The following is a 17,180-nucleotide window of genomic DNA, read 5'->3' on the forward strand; positions in this document are numbered from 1 at the left end:
TCGTGGAAACTTTCGATCATCGAACCTTCCCCCTCGCCCGACTCGTCGGTCCGAGGCGGTCCGTCGTCGTGCTGCTGCTCGGCCTCGTGCTCTCGGCAGCCGTTCTCATTCTGGCCCCCGGGCCCACGGAGAGCACCGACGCCTCCGTGAACCTGCCCGACAGCGCCGAGTCCGCGATCGCGCGCGACCGGCTCGCCGACCTGCCCGGCGGCCAGGACGCTCCCGCGATCGTCGTGGTCTCCCACGGCGGCGAGCGCATCGACCGCACGCAGCTGGCCGCGCTGGGTCGGCTCTCGCAGGACCTGGGGTCGTCCTTCGACAGCGAGGTCGCCGGACCCGTCCCGTCGCAGGACGGCACCGTCGCCCTGCTCACCGTCCCCCTGCCCGGAGACGTCGGCACGAACGAGAACTCCGAACGGATCGAGGACCTGCGGGCCGACGTGCGCGAGGCCCTGCCCGACGGCCTGACCGCGGAGGTGACGGGCGCCCCGGCCGTCCAGGCCGATCTCGGCGCCGTCTTCGAGGGCGCCGACTTCCGCCTGCTCGCCGCGACCGCCATCGTGGTGGCCCTGCTGCTCATCGTCACGTACCGCAGCCCGTGGCTCTGGCTCGTCCCGCTGATCGTCATCGGGCTCGGCGACCGCGTGGCCGCGAAGGTCGTCGAGGCCATCTCGGGCCTGACCGACATCCCGATCGACGGCTCGACCACCGGCATCACGTCGGTGCTCGTGTTCGGCGCCGGCACCAACTACGCACTCCTGCTCATCGCGCGCTACCGCGAGGAGCTGCGCCGCCACGAGGACCGCCGCGAGGCCATGCGCCAGGCGGTCGGCGCGGCCGCACCGGCGATCCTGTCGAGCTCCGGCACGGTCGTGATCGGCCTGCTGGCGCTGCTGCTGGCCGACGCGCCGTTCGTCAGCCGCATCGGCCTGTCCGGTGCCGCGGGCATCGTCGTGGCCGTCTTCTTCGCCCTGGTCGTCCTGCCCGCCGCCATGACGCTCCCCGGGCGCTGGCTGTTCTGGCCGTTCGTGCCGCGCGTGGGCGATCCCGACCCGTCCGAGCGGGGCCTGTGGCGTCGGGTCGGCACCGCCGTGACCCGTCGACCCGTCGTCGTGACCGTCAGCGGTCTCGTGGTGCTGGTGCTGATGGCCCTCGGCACGCTCGGGCTGCGCACCGGCCTCGGCCAGGACGAGCAGTTCCTCGACACCCCGGAGTCGATCACCGCGCAGGAGACGCTGTCGTCGGCCTTCCCGGCCGGCTCGTCGGCGCCGACGAGCATCGTGACCACGCCCGAGCGGGCGGAGCAGGTGGCCCGTGCCGCGGGCGACGTGCCCGACGTCCGCTCGGCCGAGGTGGGCCGCGAGGGCGACGGGATCGCCGAGGTCAGCGTCGTGCTGAGCGACGAGCCGTCCAGCGACGCGGCCCTGCGGACGGTGGAGCAGCTGCGCACCGCCGTGCAGGACGTCGACCCCGACGCCCTGGTCGGCGGCCAGGACGCCGAGGCCCTCGACGAGGCCGACACCGCGGCCCGTGACCGCGGCGTCATCATCCCGGTCGTGCTGGCCGTCGTGCTCGGCATGCTGCTCCTGCTGCTGCGCTCGGCGGTCGCGGCGCTGCTGCTGGCGTCGACGACGGTGCTGTCCTACTTGTCCGCCCTCGGCGTGGGGTGGCTCGTGTTCGACCACGTGCTCGGCTGGTCGGCGATGGACGTGGGCACCCCGTTGCTGGCGTTCGTCTTCCTCGTCGCGCTCGGCGTGGACTACAACATCTTCCTCACCGCGCGCGCACGGGAGGAGATGCGTCGGACCGGGGACGCGACCGGGTCGATCGTCACCGCCCTGGCCGTCACCGGCGGCGTGATCACGAGTGCCGGCATCCTGCTGGCCGCGGTGTTCGCGGTGCTCGGCGTGCTGCCGCTCGTGCTTCTCGCCCAGCTGGGCGTGCTGGTCGGCTTCGGCGTCCTGCTCGACACCGTGGTGGTGCGCGGTCTGGTCACCCCGGCCCTGGTCGCCTGGTGCGGCCGCCGCTTCTGGTGGCCGAGCCGGCTGTCGCGCCCGGCCTGACCCTGCGGGGCCGGTGAGAGGTAGGTGGCGCGCGGAATCGGCGCGTCAGAGGTAGGTGAACCGCGGAATAGAGCTCCGTGTCCGCGCGCCACCTACCTCCGCCCTGCGAACAACGCGCGCCACCTACCTCCGACCGCCACGACCGACGCACGATGAGGCAGTCGGGTGGTCAGGACGACCCGAGAGCATCATCCTGCGTACCGGTGGCCCGAGAACCCGGACCGAGCGCGCAACCCCACCGCCGGTCGGGGCCCCTCTCGGAGCGCAGGTCGACGCAGAGCCGAGGCAGCGCAGCCGCAGAGCACGCCGACGACGAAATGCACCGCCGGACCCGCCCTCGCGAGCAGACGTCAGCCCACGCACACCTCATGACGACGGCCGCGGAGGAGCCACGGCCGAACCGCGTCAGCTGGCGGCTTCGTCCCCGTACTTCTGCGCGAGATCGGCGTACTGGTCCGGGATCGGGTCACCGGAGTCGTGGTGGAGTTCCTGTTGCAGATCGTCGAAGTCCGGATCGAAGGTCCGGTACTTCAGGTCGCGTGCGACCTTGGTCTGCTTTGCCTTTGCACGGCCGCGCCCCATGGGTCCGACCCCCTCGCAGAAAGAAATCGTCAGTATGTCGTGGGGCCCACCCTACCCAAACCCTGCCAACGTCGCTGGCACCGGGTCGACAAGTCAGGCGTGTGTCCCGGCCAGCGTGACGCTGCCGCCCGGTCCGTGCACGCCCGCCTCGGCGACGTCACCGGCGATCCAGGCCTCCACGCCGTGCTCGCCCAGCAGGCGCACGGCCGCGTCGGCGTCGTCGGGTGCGACCAGCGCGACCATTCCCACGCCGATGTTGAGCGCCTCCTCGAGGTCGCCCTGCGAGACGCCACCCAGGTCGGCCACCAGGTCGAAGATCGCCGGCCGCTCCCAGGTGCCGCGGTCGACGCGCACCGAGACGGCCTCGGGGACCACCCGCTCGAGGTTGGCCGCCAGCCCGCCGCCGGTCACGTGCGACATGGCGTGCGTCTGCGTGCGCCGCACGAGGTCGAGGCACGGCAGCGTGTACAGGCGCGTGGGGGTCAGCAGGGCCTCACCGAGCGTGACGCCGAGCTCGGGCACGTCGCGGTCGAGCGACCACTGCGCCGACCCGAAGAACACGTGGCGCGCGAGCGAGTACCCGTTGGAGTGCAGGCCGGACGACGCCATGGCGACGACGACGTCGCCCGGGCGGACGAGCTCGGCGCCGATCAGCGCGTCGGCCTCGACCACACCGGTGGTGGAGCCGGCCACGTCGTACTCGTCGGGGTGCAGCAGCCCGGGGTGCTCGGCGGTCTCGCCACCCAGCAGCGCGGTGCCGGACTCGGCACACGCCTGGGCGATGCCCTTCACGATGTCGGCGATGCGCTCGGGCACGACCTTGCCGCACGCGATGTAGTCGGTCATGAACAGCGGCTCGGCACCACAGACCACGAGGTCGTCGACGAGCATGCCGACCAGGTCGAAGCCGATGGTGTCGTGCACGTCCATCCGCTGGGCGATCTGCACCTTCGTGCCCACGCCGTCGGCCGACGTCGCGAGCAGCGGCCGGCGGTAGTCCTTCAGGGCCGAGGCGTCGAACAGGCCCGCGAAGCCGCCGATCCCGCCGACCACCTCAGGACGTCGAGCCTTGTCGACCCACTCCTTCATCAGCTCGACGGCGCGGTCGCCCGCCTCGATGGAGACCCCGGACGCGGCGTAGGCGCTCGGCTCCGTGGTCGCGGAGTTGGCGGCACTGGTCACTGGATCACCTTCAACGGCGTGACGTCGGACTCGAGCAGGTGCTTGCCGATCAGGTCGTCCTCGGGCAGCGGCACGGGGTAGATCCCGTCGAAGCAGGCCCGGCACAGCTTGTCCTTCGGGACGTTGGTCGCCTCGACCAGCTGGTCGAGCTCGACGTAGGCGAGCGAGTCGGCGTCGATGGAGCGGCAGATCTCGTCGACGCTGATGCCGTTGGCGATGAGCTCGGCGCGCGAGGCGAAGTCGATGCCGTAGAAGCACGGCCACTTGACCGGCGGGCTCGAGATGCGCACGTGCACCTCGGCGGCGCCGGACTCGCGCAGCATCCGCACGAGGGCGCGCTGCGTGTTGCCGCGCACGATCGAGTCGTCGACCACCACGAGGCGCTTCCCGGCGATGACGTCGCGCAACGGGTTCAGCTTGAGCCGGATGCCGAGCTGGCGGATGGTCTGCGACGGCTGGATGAACGTGCGGCCCACGTAGGAGTTCTTGACCAGCCCGTGGCCGAAGGGGATGCCGCTCTCCTCGGCGAAGCCGATCGCCGCGGGCGTGCCCGACTCCGGCACGGGGATGACCAGGTCCGCGTCGACGGGGTGCTCGCGCGCCAGCCGACGACCGATCTCGGCCCGCACGGAGAAGACCCGCTGGTCGGAGATCGTGGTGTCGGGGCGCGCGAGGTAGACGTACTCGAAGATGCAGCCCTTGGGTGCGGCGGGCGAGAACCGCTCGGTGCGCAGCCCGCTCTCGTCGATCGCGATGAACTCGCCGGGCTCGATCTCGCGGATGAAGGACGCACCGACGATGTCGAGGGCCGCCGTCTCGCTGGCGACCACCCAGCCGCGCTCGAGGCGACCCAGCACGAGCGGTCGGATCCCCTGCGGGTCACGAGCGGCGTACAGCGTGGTCTCGTCCATGAACACCAGCGAGAACGCGCCGCGCAGCTTCGGCAGGACCTCGATGGCCGCCTCCTCGACCGAGCGGTCGCGGTAGGAGGCGAGCAGGCTGGCCATGACCGACGTGTCGGTGGTGGCGGTCTCGCCCTTGCCGCGACGGTCCGGAGCCTGCTGGGCGGTCCGCTCCTCGAGCATCGTCACGAGCTCGGCGGTGTTGGTGAGGTTGCCGTTGTGGGCGAGGGCGACGGACCCCTGCGCCGTGGGCCGGAACGTCGGCTGGGCGTTCTGCCAGACGCTGGCGCCCGTGGTGCTGTAGCGCGCGTGGCCGATCGCGACCGATCCCTTGAGGGACTCAAGCGTCGACTCGTCGAACACCTGCGAGACCAGGCCCATGTCCTTGTAGACCAGGATCTGGCGCTGGTTGCTGACCGCGATGCCGGCGGACTCCTGGCCGCGGTGCTGCAGGGCGTAGAGGCCGAAGTAGCTGAGCTTGGCGACCTCCTCACCGGGGGCCCACACCCCGAACACGCCACAGGCGTCCTGGGGTCCGACGTCCTGGGGATCGATGTCGTGCGTCAGCCGACCGTCTCCGCGTGCCACCGCTCCAGTGTAGGGGCCTGCGCGAGGCCCCGGAACCGTCCTGGGCGTGACGTGGTCGGCAGGGGGAGGTAGGTGTCGCGCGCTTCCCGCGGAGGGGCGGTAGGTGGCGCGCGGATACGGGGCCGCCATCCGCGCCTCTCCTACCGCCGGACGCGGCGAGGCGCGTGCCCCCTACCGCCCACCCGGCCGAGCCCCGACGGCCCGGCGGCCGACGACGCCAGCCGTCCGGTCGAGGCGTCTCGGAGGCCACCGACGGGCACGACCGCGCCCCCGGTCCTAGCGTGGACGGGTGCTCACCGCTGCTCTCTACGGCGCCGCCACGGCCGTGCCCCTGGTCGTCGGCGCCGCGGCGGGCCTGCGGTGGCGGATCCCCCAGGCAGCCCTCGCCGCGCTCATGGCGTTCGGCGCCGGCACCATGATCGCCGCGGCCTCGCAGGAGCTGTTCGGGCCGGCCTTCGACGCCCTCGACGCCGTCCGGGCCGGGATCGCCCTGCTCGGCGGCGCCGGGCTCTACGTCGTCCTCAGCCACCTCCTGGACCGTCGGGCCGGCACCTCGGCCGTCGGCATGGGCCTGCTGCTCGGGGCCTTCCTCGACGGCGTGCCGGAGAACACCGCGCTCGGGGTCTCCCTGGGTGAGGGCGGTCTGGCCCTGCTGGTCGCGATCGCCGTCGGCAACACGCCCGAGGCCATCGCGAGTGCTGCGGCCCTCCGCGACGACGAGCGACTCGGCCCTCGCCGCGGGCTGGCGCTGTGGGCCGCCGTCGGTGTGCTGCTGACCCTCGTCACCGTGGGTGCGCACGCGGCCGGCGACGCGGTCTCCCCCGCCGCCGTCGCGGCGGCCCAGGCCGTGGCCGGCGGCGCGACGTTGGCCGTGCTCGCCGACACGCTCCTCCCCGAGGCCTACCGCGAAGGTGGGTGGTGGGTCGGGATCGCCACGGCGCTCGGCTTCTGGCTCGCCTTCGTGCTCGGCTGACCCGCGCACCCTCCCAGCTCGTCGTGCGGGCATGCCCCACCTCGGCCACGATGAGCCCATGTCCACCGACCAGGTCACGGCCGAGCGCCTCGTCGCCGCCCCCGCCGAGCGCATCTTCGCCCTGCTGTCCGACGCCGCACGACACCGTGAGATCGACGGCTCCGGGACGGTGCAGGGCACGAGCAGCGGGAGCGAGCCGCTGCACATGGGCTCGGTCTTCGGCATGTCGATGAAGATGGGTCTGCCGTACTCGACGAAGAACGAGGTCATCGAGTACGACCCCAACCGGCGCATCGCGTGGCGCACCACGGGTCTGTTCGGGATCATCGGCGGCCGGATCTGGCGCTACGAGCTCGTCGACCAGGGCAGCAGCACGATCGTCCGCGAGACCTGGGACATCAGCCGCGACCGTCAGCGCATCGCCCTGCGCCGCGGCAACATGCCCCGGGCCACCAAGCGCAACATCGAGCGCACCCTCGAGCGCATCGCCGCGGTCGTCGAGGGCTCCTGACCGGCCCTCCCAGTACTCGTGACGGGCCGGAACCGGTACCGGGACGATGCTTCACCGTGACGTCGCGAGCCCCTAGGCTGGCGTGACCCACGCCACAGAGGAGACGCCGTGCCCGACCTGCCCGACGCCACGTACCTGACCGACTTCCACGCGTACCGCGCCGAGCACGACCCGGACGGCCGGTGCTGGACCTACCTCGAGCGCGCCTGGACCTGGGGCGAGGCCTGGGACGACGTCCGACGCTTCGCCGGGGCGCTGCAAGCCGAGGGCATCGTGCGCGGCGACCGGATCGCCTTCCTCGACAAGAACAACCCGGCCATCCTCGCGGCGACCCAGGCGTGCTGCCTGCTCGGCTCGGCCAACGCGATCGTCAACTGGCGGCTGGCCGGCGACGAGCTCGACTACGTCATCAACGACGCCGGGGCCCGCATCCTCTTCGTGGGCCACGAGCTGGCTCCGTCGATCGACCTGATCCGCGACCGCCTGGTCGGCGTCGAGCGCATCATCGTGGTCGGGGGCGACGACGACGAGCTCGAGGCGTGGCTCGCAGCGGCGACCCCCGTCGAGCGCCAGCCCGGTGTCGACCCCGACGACGTGTGCCTGGTGATGTACAGCTCGGGCACCACGGGCCGCCCCAAGGGCGTCATGCTCACCCAGCACAACATGGTCGTGCACACGCTCAGCGCCATGGGCGACATCGAGTACGGGCCCGACGACACCATGCTGGTCGCGATGCCGATGTTCCACGTGGGCGGTTCGTCGTACGCACTGTTCGGTCCCGCGACCGGCACACACGGCTACATCATCCGCGAGGTCGACCCCCAGCTGCTGGCCGGCGCGATGATGGCCGGTGCCACCCACGCGTTCCTCGTCCCCGCCGTCGTAGCCGCCCTGCTGCAGGCCGGGCCCCAGGCCATGGCGTTGTTCAGCCGGCTGAAGGCGTTCTCCTACGGTGCGGCCCCCATGCCCCTGCCGGTGCTGCGCGGCGCCCTCGAGCACTGGCCCGGCACCGCGTTCATGCAGGTCTACGGGATGACCGAGATGGGCGGCGTCGTCACCATCCTCGACGACGCGGCGCACCGCGACGCCGAGCACCCCGAGCGTCTCGTCTCGGCCGGTCGACCCATCCCCGGGGTCGAGCTGCGCGTCGTCGACGTCACCACCCTCCAGGACGTCGAGCCGGGTGGATCGGGCGAGCTGTGGTGGCGGACCGAGCAGAACACCGTGGGCTACCTCGGTCGCCCCGAGGCCACCGCCGAGCTGCTCGTCGCGGCCGACGACGGAGGCGGCCCGTGGCTGCGCTCGGGTGACATCGGGCGGGTCGACGACGGCGGGTTCGTGTTCATCGAGGACCGCGTGAAGGACATGATCATCACCGGCGGGGAGAACGTGTACTCCCCCGAGGTCGAGCGCGTGCTCGCCGAGCACCCGGCCGTGCTGGAGACCGCGGTCATCGGCGTCCCCGACGAGCGGTGGGGCGAGACGGTCAAGGCCGTCGTGGCGTTCCGCCCCGAGCACACCGTGGACCCGCAGGAGCTCATCGACTTCGCCCGGGAGCGGCTGGCCCACTACAAGGCCCCCCGCACGGTCGACGTCGTCGAGGCCCTGCCCCGCAACCCGTCGGGCAAGATCCTCAAGCGGGACCTGCGCAAGGGCTACTGGCCGAGCGACGGCCGCCAGGTCTGACTCGATCCCGGGCACCACACGGGAGAGGACGTTAAAACGGTCCCGACCCTCCAGGGGTGTGGGCCGGGACCGTTGTGCCTCCAGGATACATGCCCGGGCAGGTTTCGTCTCCCTCACGGTCGGATGAACTCTGGTTGCGAATGTTTTCCGCCTCGAACCTGCCACCCCGACGCCGCGACGAGAATCCTTCGTGCACCTGACAGGACGCCACCCGTTCCGTAGCCTTCCGGACATGCCTACGGTGACTTCCCCCCCGTCTCACCTCGGCGCAGGGCGGCAGGCCCTCACCCTCGCCTGCGCGCTCCTCGCGTCCGTCCTCGTCACGCTCGCCCTGCCCGGGCCCGCGTCGGCGGCCACGCCCGCGGCGCCCGGCGACCGGACCGCCTACGCCTTCGACGCGTGCGTCGCCCCGAGCACCAGGGTCATGGACGCATGGATGCGCGACTCGCCCTACTCGGCCGTCGGCATCTACGTGTCCGGCAACTCCCGCTACTGCGGGGACCGCTACCAGCCGAACCTCTCGAAGTCGTGGGTCCAGCACAACGCCGACGCCGGGTGGGGCTTCATGCCGATCCACGTGGGCTACCAGTCGCCCTGCTTCAAGAACAACCCGCAGAGCCGCGTGCAGAAGAAGAGGATGTCGACGTCGCAGACGACGGCCCGCAAGCAGGGTGCCGCCGACGCGCGCGAGGCCATCGCCGCCCTCAAGAAGTACGGCTTCGGCGCAGGCTCGGTGGCCTACCTCGACATCGAGTGGTACGCCCGCACCACGACGTGCGACAACGCCGTGCTCGCCTTCTCCGACGCCTGGACCGAGACCCTGAAGGCCTCGAAGTTCCGCTCCGGCATCTACTCCAGCGGCTCGGCCGCCATCAAGCTCGTCGACGACGTCCGCTCCGGTGCCAAGAAGTTCTCGGGCTTCACGCAGTTCGACCAGGTGTGGTTCGCGTGGACGAACAAGAAGGCGAACGTGGACGGCGGTCCCTACCTGTCCGACACCGGCTGGAAGAACGCCCGCATCCACCAGTTCCACAACAACGTGAACGAGACGTACGGCGGGCACCGCCTCACCATCGACCGCAACCTGATGCGCGTGGGCACGGGGTCCGTGGCCACCAAGGAACCGCGGTCATGCGGTGTCGACCTCACGCTCGCGTCCTACCCGACGCTGCGGGCGGGCTCGAAGGGCAAGGCCGTGGAGGCCCTGCAGTGCCTGCTCCAGGAGCGCGGGCTCAAGAAGTCGGTGACGGGCGAGGTCGGCTCCGGCACCCTCTCGGGCATCAACGCGTACCGCGCGAGCAAGGGCTGGAGCCGCAACGGGGTCGTCAGTCGTCCGGTGTGGACCGCCCTCCTCGCCGAGGGGTCGACCCCGAAGGTCCTGAAGTACGGCTCGACGGGCTCGGCCGTCTGGAGGCTGCAGCGCTCGCTGCGCGCCGCCGGCTACACGCCGTCGGTGAAGGGCGTGCTCGACACCGCCACGGTCAGGGCCGCCCAGCAGCTGCGCCGCGACAACAAGCAGGCCGCACTGCAGACGGTGACCTCGTCGCAGTGGTCGCTGCTGCGCCGCGGCAACCTCTGACGGCGGCCAGGTCGGTCCCGCCCGCGTCGGCCGGACCGACCCTGACCCTCCGACGGGGCGGCTACGCGCCGTCGAGCGGCAGGTGGGGCGAGAGGTCCGAACGCTGCCCCGAGGCCCGCACCCGCGTCCGGTCGGCCGACGCCTCGCTCCAGGCCAGTGATCCGCGGGCCAGGGCGATCCAGGTGGCTGCGTCCATCTCCACGACGGCCGGCGGCGTGCCGCGGGTGTGCGTGGAGCCCTCGATGCACTGGACGGCCGCGAAGGGCGGGACCCGCACCTCCACGCTGCGACCGGGCGCCCGCTGGGCCAGCGCACCCAGGTAGTGCTTCACCAGGGGCTTGACCACGTCGCGGGCGTCGTCACCGTCGTCGAGCCGGGCCAGCAGGCCGTCGACGACCTCTGGCGTGAGCAGGGTGGACGGGCGCGCCACGCGGGTCAGCCGCCGAGGACGGGACCGAGCACCGCGGGCAGCGTGGCGCTCCACGCGTCGCGCAGGTCCTCGAGGTCGATCGTGAACTGACCGGCCACCTCGTAGGCCGAACCGCCCGTGCGACCGATCGACGTCAGCTCGACCCCGTGCTCCGCCGCGATCTCCGCGACCTCGTCGTGGTGGTGCTCGGGGACGGCCAGCAGCGCACGCGCGGCGGACTCGCTGAACAGCTGCACGAAGGGATCGTCGTCGAGCACGACCCGCACGCCGACACCGTGGGCGAATGCACCCTCGGCCAGCGCCATGGCGAGACCGCCGTCGGACAGGTCGTGCGCCGACGTGAGCAGCCCGCGCCGACCGGCCTCGCGCACGACCGCGGCGAGCGCCTGCTCGGCGGGGAAGTCGACCGCGGGGGGCAGTCCGCCGAGGTGGCCGTGCACGACGTCGGCCCAGGACGAGCCGGACAGCTCCTCCCGCGTCTCGCCTAGCACCAGCAGGTGGTCGTCGTCGCGGGTGAAGCCCTGGCGGACGCGCTGGCGCACGTCCTCGATGACACCCAGCACGCCCACCACCGGGGTCGGCAGGATGGCCGTCTCGCCGGTCTGGTTGTAGAAGCTCACGTTGCCGCCGGTGACGGGGATCCCCAGCTCGGCGCAGCCGTCCTTGAGCCCGTGCGTGGCCTGCTCGAACTGCCACATGACGGCCGGGTCCTCCGGGGAGCCGAAGTTCAGGCAGTCCGTGACGGCCAGGGGCAGGGCGCCGGTGACCGCGACGTTGCGGAAGGACTCGGCGAGCGCCAGCTGGGCTCCCGCGTACGGGTCGAGCTTGGCGAAGCGGCCGTTGCAGTCGGTCGAGACGGCCACGCCGAGGTTGCTCGACTCGTCGACGCGGACCATCCCGGCGTCCTCGGGCTGCGCCAGGACCGTGTTGCCCTGCACGTAGCGGTCGTACTGGTCGGTGACCCACGACGGGTCGGCGAGGTTGGGGCTCGTGACGACCCGCACCAGCTGCTCGCCGATCTGCTCGCCGGTGGCCGGCCGCGGCAGCGCCTCGGCGGTGTCGGCCTGGAGGGCGTCCTGCCAGTCGGGGCGCGCGTAGGGGCGCTCGTAGGTGGGTCCGTCGTGCGCGACGGAGCGCGGGGGGACGTCGACGATCGTCTCGCCGTGCCAGTCGATCACCAGGTGCTCGCCGTCGGTGACCTCACCGACGACGACGGCCTCCACGTCCCACTTCTCGCAGATCGCCATGAACGCGTCGAGGTGCTCCGGCTCGACGACGGCCATCATGCGCTCCTGGCTCTCGCTCATGAGGATCTCCTCGGGCGAGAGCGACGGGTCGCGCAGCGGCACGGTGTCGAGCTCGACGTGCATGCCGCCGTCACCGGCGCTGGCCAGCTCGCTCGTGGCGCACGACAGACCGGCACCGCCGAGGTCCTGGATGCCGTTGACGACCTTGGCGGCGAACAGCTCGAGGGTGCACTCGATGAGCAGCTTCTCCATGAACGGGTCGCCGACCTGGACGCTGGGCCGCTTGGCCGGGCCGTCCGCGTCGAAGGTCTCCGAGGCGAGCACGGACACGCCGCCGATGCCGTCGCCGCCGGTGCGGGCGCCGTAGAGGACGACCTTGTTGCCGACGCCCGAGGCGAACGCGAGGTGGAGGTCCTCGTGGCGCAGCACCCCCACGCAGAGCGCGTTGACGAGCGGGTTGCCGAGGTAGGTCTCGTCGAAGACCACCTCGCCACCGATGTTGGGCAGGCCGAGGCAGTTGCCGTAGCCACCCACACCGGCCACGATGCCGGGCAGCACCCGGGCGGTGTCGGGGGCGTCGAGCGGGCCGAAGCGCAGCGGGTCCATGACCGCGACGGGGCGCGCGCCCATCGCGAGGATGTCGCGGACGATGCCGCCGACGCCCGTGGCCGCACCCTGGTACGGCTCGACGTAGCTGGGATGGTTGTGCGACTCGACCTTGAACGTGACGGCGTAGCCCTGACCGATGTCGATGACGCCGGCGTTCTCGCCGATGCCGGCGAGCGTCTTGCCCAGCGGGGTCTCCTGCGGCAGCTCGCCGAACTTCTTCAGGTGCACCTTGGAGGACTTGTACGAGCAGTGCTCGCTCCACATGACCGAGTACATGGCCAGCTCGGCGCCCGTGGGACGTCGCCCGAGGATCTCGACGATGCGGTCGTACTCGTCGGGCTTGAGGCCCAGCTCGGACCACGGCAGCTCACGCTCGGGCGTCTCCTGCGCGTGGGCGACGGTGTCGAGCTGGCGCGTGCTGTCGGGCGATGCGTCGGTCACGGACTGAATCCTATCTGCGGCGGGCCGGCCCATCGGCGCTGCACCGCCGGACGCTCACGCAGGACGCAGCGTGACGGTCGCGACGTCGCCCTCGTGCACGTCCTCCGCCGTGCGCACGGCCTTCTTGACCGGCAGCACGTAGGCGCGGTGCTGCTTCGACGGGAAGACCGACGTGCGCCACGTGGAACCGCCGATCGTCACCTCGACCCGGACCGACCCGAACCCGGCGGCCGTGGCTCCGAAGCGCTCCTCCACCTCGTCGGACACGTCCTCGGGGACGGTGACGAAGTGCCAGGCGCCGTCGCGCCACAGAGCGCGCTCGAAGGTCCAGGTCGCGTCGTCCACGCCCCCATCCTGACCCGTCCGCCGGTGCGCTGTCGCCCGCGGACCGGACGAGGGACGGGCGTCAGCGCCAGGTGCCGCGCTCGTACTGCAGCGGGTAGAGGCCGTCGGGCGCGTCGCCGAGCTCGTGGGCGGCGCGCTGCGGCCAGGCGGGCTCGCGCAGTGCCGCGCGGGCCAGCAGGACGAGGTCGGCGTCGCCACGGGTGAGCACGTCGTCGGCCTGCTGCGGGTCGGTGATGAGGCCGACGGCACCCGTCGGCAGCCCGGAGCCCTCACGCACCTCCCGGGCCAGCGGCACCTGGTAGCCGGGACCCACGGGGATCTCGGCCGGGAGCAGACCGCCGCTCGAGACGTCCACGACGTCGACGCCGTGGTCGGCCAGCAGGCGCGACAGCCGAGCCGTCTCGTCGACCGTCCAGCCGTCGTCGAGCCAGTCGGTGGCCGAGAACCGGACCGCCAGCGCCTTCTCGTCCGGCCACGCGGCGCGCACGGCGTCGACCACCTCGACCACGAGGCGGGTGCGGTTCTCGAAGGAGCCGCCGTACTCGTCGTGGCGCTGGTTCGACAGCGGCGACAGGAACTGGTGCAGCAGGTACCCGTGGGCGGCGTGGACCTCGACCAGGTCGAAGCCGGCGGCGTCGGCCCGACGCGCCGCGTCCGCGAAGTGGCCGGGGATCGCCCGCACCTCGTCGAGGTCGAGGGCCCGCGGGGTGGCGTAGCCCGGGAAGGCGAGCGCGGACGGGGCGACCGTCTCCCAGCCACCCTCGTCGAGCCCGACGCTGCCCTGGCCCGTGGTCGCGGCCTGCGGGTGCGCGAACGGGGCGAACGTCGAGGCCTTGCGGCCCGCGTGCGCGAGCTGGACCCCGATGGGCGCGCCCTCCGCGTGCACGACGTCGACGATGCGCGCCCAGGCCTCCTGCTGCTCGACGTTCCACAGCCCCGTGTCCTCCGGGCTGATCCGGCCCTCGGGCACCACGGCGGTCGCCTCGGTGACCAGCAGGCCGAAGCCTCCGGTCGCGCGGGCGCCCAGATGCACGAGGTGCCAGTCGGTCGGCACGCCGTCGCGGGCGAAGCACGAGTACTGGCACATCGGCGCGAGCCAGATGCGGTTGCGGGCGGTGACGCCGCGCAGGGTGACGGGTTCGAGGAGAGCGCTCACGTCAGGTGGCCAACGCGGCGCGGGCGGTCGATGTTCCCTGGGCCACGGCTCAGGGCAGAGAGCTCCGGCCTCAGGGGCTCGTCACTCACGACTCGACGGTCGGCCAGGCCTCGTGGATCGGGTCCTTGGGCAGACGCTTGACCTTGCGGATCCGTCGGCGCCGGCTGGGGATCATCGAGCGCATCTCCTCGAGCTTGCCGAAGCAGAGCAGCCGGTCGCCCGCCTCCAGGACGTGCGAGCGTCGTGGGTTCGGGATCACCTGGGTGCCGCGCTGGAGGGTGAGCACCGAGATGTCGCGGTCGCGCAGGCCGCTCTCGCCGAGCGGCTTGCCCACCAGGTCGGAGGCCGCCTGCACGAGCAGCTCGGCCACGCCGTACCCCGTGGAGACGGTGAGCCGCTGGCGCACGTCGATCTCGGGGAACGCGACCTGGTTGTCGATGTGGTCGATGATCGCGCCCGCGACGTCGAGGTTCGTGGCCGACTCGATGCCCTCGAGGCCCGGCGAGGAGTTGACCTCCATGACCAGGGGGCCGTCGTCGCCCTCGAGCATGTCGACGCCCGCCACCCGCAGGCCCATGATCTGGGCCGCACGCACGGCCACCCGCTCGTACTCCGGGTCGAGCGAGACCGCCTCCACCGATCCGCCCCGGTGCACGTTGGAGCGGAACTCGTCGCCCTTGGCCACGCGACGCATCGCCGCCACGACGCGGTCGCCGACCACGAGGGCGCGGATGTCACGACCCTTGCTCTCGGCGACGAAGCGCTGGATGAGCACGTTCTGCCGCGTGCTCTGCAGCGTCTCGATGATCGCCTCGGCGACCTTGATCTCGGGCGCCAGGATCACACCGATGCCCTGGGTTCCCTCGAGCAGCTTGATGACGACCGGCGCCCCGCCGACCCGCTCGATGGCCGCGATCACGTCGGCCCGGTCGCGCACGAAGGTCGTGGCCGGCATGCCGATGTCGTGGCGCGACAGGATCTGGCTGGCGCGCAGCTTGTCGCGCGAGTTCTGGATCCCCCACGAGGTGTTGGGCGTGAAGACGTCCATCTGCTCGAGCTGTCGCACCACGGCCGTGCCGTAGTAGGTGATGGAGTTGCCGATCCGGGGCAGCGCCGCGTCGTAGTGCGACAGCGGCTTCCCGCGGTACTGCAGGTCGGGCTCGGCCCCGGAGAGGTCGATCGCGAAGCGCAGCGTGTTGAGGACCTTGACCGTGTGGCCCCGGTCGAGCGCCGCGGTGCGCAGGCGCTGCGTACTGTACGAGCGAGGCGCACGTGACAGGATCGCGAGTTTCATGGACTCCCCGAGCTGGAAGGACGGACGATTGACGCACCCACCTTCCTACACCCCCGCCCCAGCCGCAGGGCCGGACGGCGGCCTGCTCGACCAGACCCTGGTCGGCTGGCGGGAGTGGGTCCGTCTCCCCGACCTCGGCGTCCCGTGGATCAAGGCCAAGATCGACACCGGCGCCCGGACGTCGTCGCTGCACGCCTTCGACATCGAGCCCGACGACCACGGCCGGGTGCGGTTCAGCATCCACCCTTGGCAGGGCACCGACGAGGATCCCGTGCAGGTGGAGCTCGACGTGCTCGACCTGCGCGAGGTCCGCTCGTCGTCGGGCCACGTGGAGGAGCGCTACGTGGTGGTCCTCGACCTCACGCTCGCCGGCCGGGTGGTGCCTTCTGAGGTGACGCTGTCGCGCCGCGACGAGATGGGCTTCCGCATGCTGGTGGGTCGCGAGGCCCTGGCGCAGGGGTACCTCGTCGACTCCAGCGAGTCCTACCTCGGTGGCCGACCGCCCGTGCGGGTCCGTCGACGGAACCGGGGTCGATGATGGCGCGTCCGTCCTTCGAGATCGGGCCCATCCGGGTGCGCCCGGGGCAGGCCAAGGCGGTGTCGCTGCCCATCACGCGACTCGTGACCGGCGCCGACGTCGACCTGCCGGTGCGGGTGGTGCACGGCCGTGAGGACGGCCCGACGGTGTGGGTCGACGCCGCCATCCACGGCGACGAGGCGGTCGGCGTCGAGGTGATCCGCCAGGTGCTCGCCGACATCGACCCCAAGACGATGCGGGGCACGCTCATCGCGATCCCCATCGTGAACGTGCTCGGCTTCATGACGGGCGACCGCTACCTGCCCGACCGCCGCGACCTGAACCGCTCGTTCCCGGGCTCGGCCCGCGGATCGCTCGCCTCCCGCATCGCGCACCTGATGATGACCGAGGTCGTGGCCAAGTGCGAGGTCGGCATCGACCTGCACACCGGATCGGACCGACGGACCAACCTGCCGCAGATCCGTGCCGACCTCGAGGACGCCCGGACCCTCGAGCTGGCCGAGGCGTTCGCCGCACCGGTGATGCTGCACGCCAAGATCCGTGACGGGTCGCTGCGTGCGGCCGCGCGCGAGGCCGGCGCGACCGTTCTGCTCTACGAGGCCGGCGAGGCGTGGCGCATGGACGGCTGGGCGATCGACGCGGGCGTGCGCGGCGTCCGTCGGGTGCTCGCCGCTCTCGGCATGACCGAACCGGCGGACGAGGATCCACCCGCCCCCAGCCAGGCGTCGTACAGGAGCAGCTGGGTGCGGGCCCGCGGCACCGGCATGCTGCACCTGGAGGTCGCCCTCGGCGAGCACGTGGCCGAGGGTCAGCGCATCGGCGGCCTGTTCGACTCCTTCGGCAAGCGGGTGCGCCTCGTCCACGCCGAACGGTCCGGCGTGGTCATCGGCCGGACCGAGGCCCCCGTGGTCAACAGCGGCGACGCCGTCGTGCACGTCGCCGAGGTCTGAGAGCCGGACCAGCGATTCCCATCAACTGATGGGAATCCCCCACTCACCATGGCGAACCCTCCATGGTGAGTGGGAGAGAACCATGGTGGGCTCGTGATTCCCAT

At 72.0% G+C, this 17,180-nt stretch carries 15 protein-coding genes and 1 pseudogene; 7 read left to right on the plus strand and 9 right to left on the minus strand.

All coding sequences use genetic code 11. The annotated features are described in order from the left end of the window. Positions 1 to 2: 2 nt before the first annotated feature. Positions 3 to 2,063 carry an MMPL family transporter gene (locus NUV38_RS08725; RefSeq protein WP_257728754.1) on the plus strand — a complete coding sequence of 687 codons (2,061 nt, stop codon included), beginning with the start codon at positions 3 to 5 and terminating at the stop codon, positions 2,061 to 2,063. A gap of 405 nt (positions 2,064 to 2,468) precedes the next feature. On the opposite strand, the gene NUV38_RS08730 is transcribed toward NUV38_RS08725, so the two are convergent. From NUV38_RS08730 to purF, 3 genes are all read right to left on the minus strand, one after another. Then, entirely contained in the window at positions 2,469 to 2,645 is a 177-nt protein-coding gene (locus tag NUV38_RS08730) for a DUF3073 domain-containing protein (protein ID WP_082480278.1), read from the minus strand. A 93-nt stretch (positions 2,646 to 2,738) separates the two neighbouring features. Continuing rightward, positions 2,739 to 3,827, minus strand: coding sequence for a phosphoribosylformylglycinamidine cyclo-ligase (purM, locus tag NUV38_RS08735; protein ID WP_257728755.1), 1,089 nt, complete (start codon positions 3,825 to 3,827; stop codon positions 2,739 to 2,741). Continuing rightward, positions 3,824 to 5,317: an amidophosphoribosyltransferase gene (purF, locus tag NUV38_RS08740; protein ID WP_257728756.1), complete on the minus strand. Its 1,494-nt coding sequence runs from the start codon at positions 5,315 to 5,317 to the stop codon at positions 3,824 to 3,826. Before purF ends, purM begins: the two co-directional genes overlap by 4 nt. Before the next feature lie 289 nt (positions 5,318 to 5,606). On the opposite strand from purF, the gene NUV38_RS08745 reads away from it, so the two are divergent. The 4 genes from NUV38_RS08745 to NUV38_RS08760 all read left to right on the plus strand — a co-directional run bounded on the left by NUV38_RS08745 (position 5,607) and on the right by NUV38_RS08760 (position 10,066). Further along, positions 5,607 to 6,290: a ZIP family metal transporter gene (locus NUV38_RS08745; RefSeq protein ID WP_257728757.1), complete on the plus strand. Its 684-nt coding sequence runs from the start codon at positions 5,607 to 5,609 to the stop codon at positions 6,288 to 6,290. A 58-nt stretch (positions 6,291 to 6,348) separates the two neighbouring features. Further along, complete coding sequence (locus tag NUV38_RS08750; protein WP_257728758.1) at positions 6,349 to 6,801, plus strand: SRPBCC family protein; 453 nt, start codon at positions 6,349 to 6,351, stop codon at positions 6,799 to 6,801. A gap of 108 nt (positions 6,802 to 6,909) precedes the next feature. Continuing rightward, entirely contained in the window at positions 6,910 to 8,487 is a 1,578-nt protein-coding gene (locus tag NUV38_RS08755; protein WP_257728759.1) for an AMP-binding protein, read from the plus strand. Between the two features lie 232 nt (positions 8,488 to 8,719). Continuing rightward, positions 8,720 to 10,066: a glycoside hydrolase domain-containing protein gene (locus tag NUV38_RS08760; protein WP_257728760.1), complete on the plus strand. Its 1,347-nt coding sequence runs from the start codon at positions 8,720 to 8,722 to the stop codon at positions 10,064 to 10,066. 61 nt (positions 10,067 to 10,127) lie between these two features. Here NUV38_RS08760 and NUV38_RS08765 read toward each other — a convergent pair whose 3' ends face one another. The 6 genes and pseudogenes from NUV38_RS08765 to NUV38_RS08785 all read right to left on the minus strand — a co-directional run. Continuing rightward, complete coding sequence (locus tag NUV38_RS08765) at positions 10,128 to 10,496, minus strand: sterol carrier family protein (RefSeq protein WP_257728761.1); 369 nt, start codon at positions 10,494 to 10,496, stop codon at positions 10,128 to 10,130. Between the two features lie 5 nt (positions 10,497 to 10,501). Further along, a complete protein-coding gene (purL, locus tag NUV38_RS08770; RefSeq protein WP_257728762.1) occupies positions 10,502 to 12,793 on the minus strand; it encodes a phosphoribosylformylglycinamidine synthase subunit PurL in 2,292 nt (763 codons plus the stop codon). A gap of 54 nt (positions 12,794 to 12,847) precedes the next feature. Then, entirely contained in the window at positions 12,848 to 13,138 is a 291-nt protein-coding gene (locus tag NUV38_RS08775) for a DUF1905 domain-containing protein (RefSeq protein ID WP_257728763.1), read from the minus strand. A gap of 61 nt (positions 13,139 to 13,199) precedes the next feature. Further along, positions 13,200 to 14,294 carry an NADH:flavin oxidoreductase/NADH oxidase gene (locus NUV38_RS08780; protein ID WP_257728764.1) on the minus strand — a complete coding sequence of 365 codons (1,095 nt, stop codon included), beginning with the start codon at positions 14,292 to 14,294 and terminating at the stop codon, positions 13,200 to 13,202. 85 nt (positions 14,295 to 14,379) lie between these two features. Then, positions 14,380 to 14,700 (minus strand): cation:proton antiporter regulatory subunit, encoded by a 321-nt coding sequence (locus NUV38_RS17155; RefSeq protein WP_374626623.1) that lies wholly within the window; start codon positions 14,698 to 14,700, stop codon positions 14,380 to 14,382. Between the two features lie 27 nt (positions 14,701 to 14,727). Next, positions 14,728 to 15,588 (minus strand): annotated as a pseudogene (locus tag NUV38_RS08785) (RimK family alpha-L-glutamate ligase); the annotation flags it as partial. On the opposite strand from NUV38_RS08785, the gene NUV38_RS08790 reads away from it, so the two are divergent. Next, entirely contained in the window at positions 15,587 to 16,126 is a 540-nt protein-coding gene (locus NUV38_RS08790) for a RimK/LysX family protein (RefSeq protein WP_082480286.1), read from the plus strand. The pseudogene NUV38_RS08785 and the gene NUV38_RS08790 overlap by 2 nt on opposite strands. Continuing rightward, positions 16,123 to 17,076 carry a succinylglutamate desuccinylase/aspartoacylase family protein gene (locus tag NUV38_RS08795; RefSeq protein WP_257728766.1) on the plus strand — a complete coding sequence of 318 codons (954 nt, stop codon included), beginning with the start codon at positions 16,123 to 16,125 and terminating at the stop codon, positions 17,074 to 17,076. Before NUV38_RS08790 ends, NUV38_RS08795 begins: the two co-directional genes overlap by 4 nt. The last annotated feature ends 104 nt before the right edge of the window (positions 17,077 to 17,180 follow it).

Origin of the sequence: Aeromicrobium sp. 50.2.37 (assembly GCF_024655735.1) — a bacterium.
In the GTDB taxonomy this organism is placed as follows: domain Bacteria; phylum Actinomycetota; class Actinomycetes; order Propionibacteriales; family Nocardioidaceae; genus Aeromicrobium.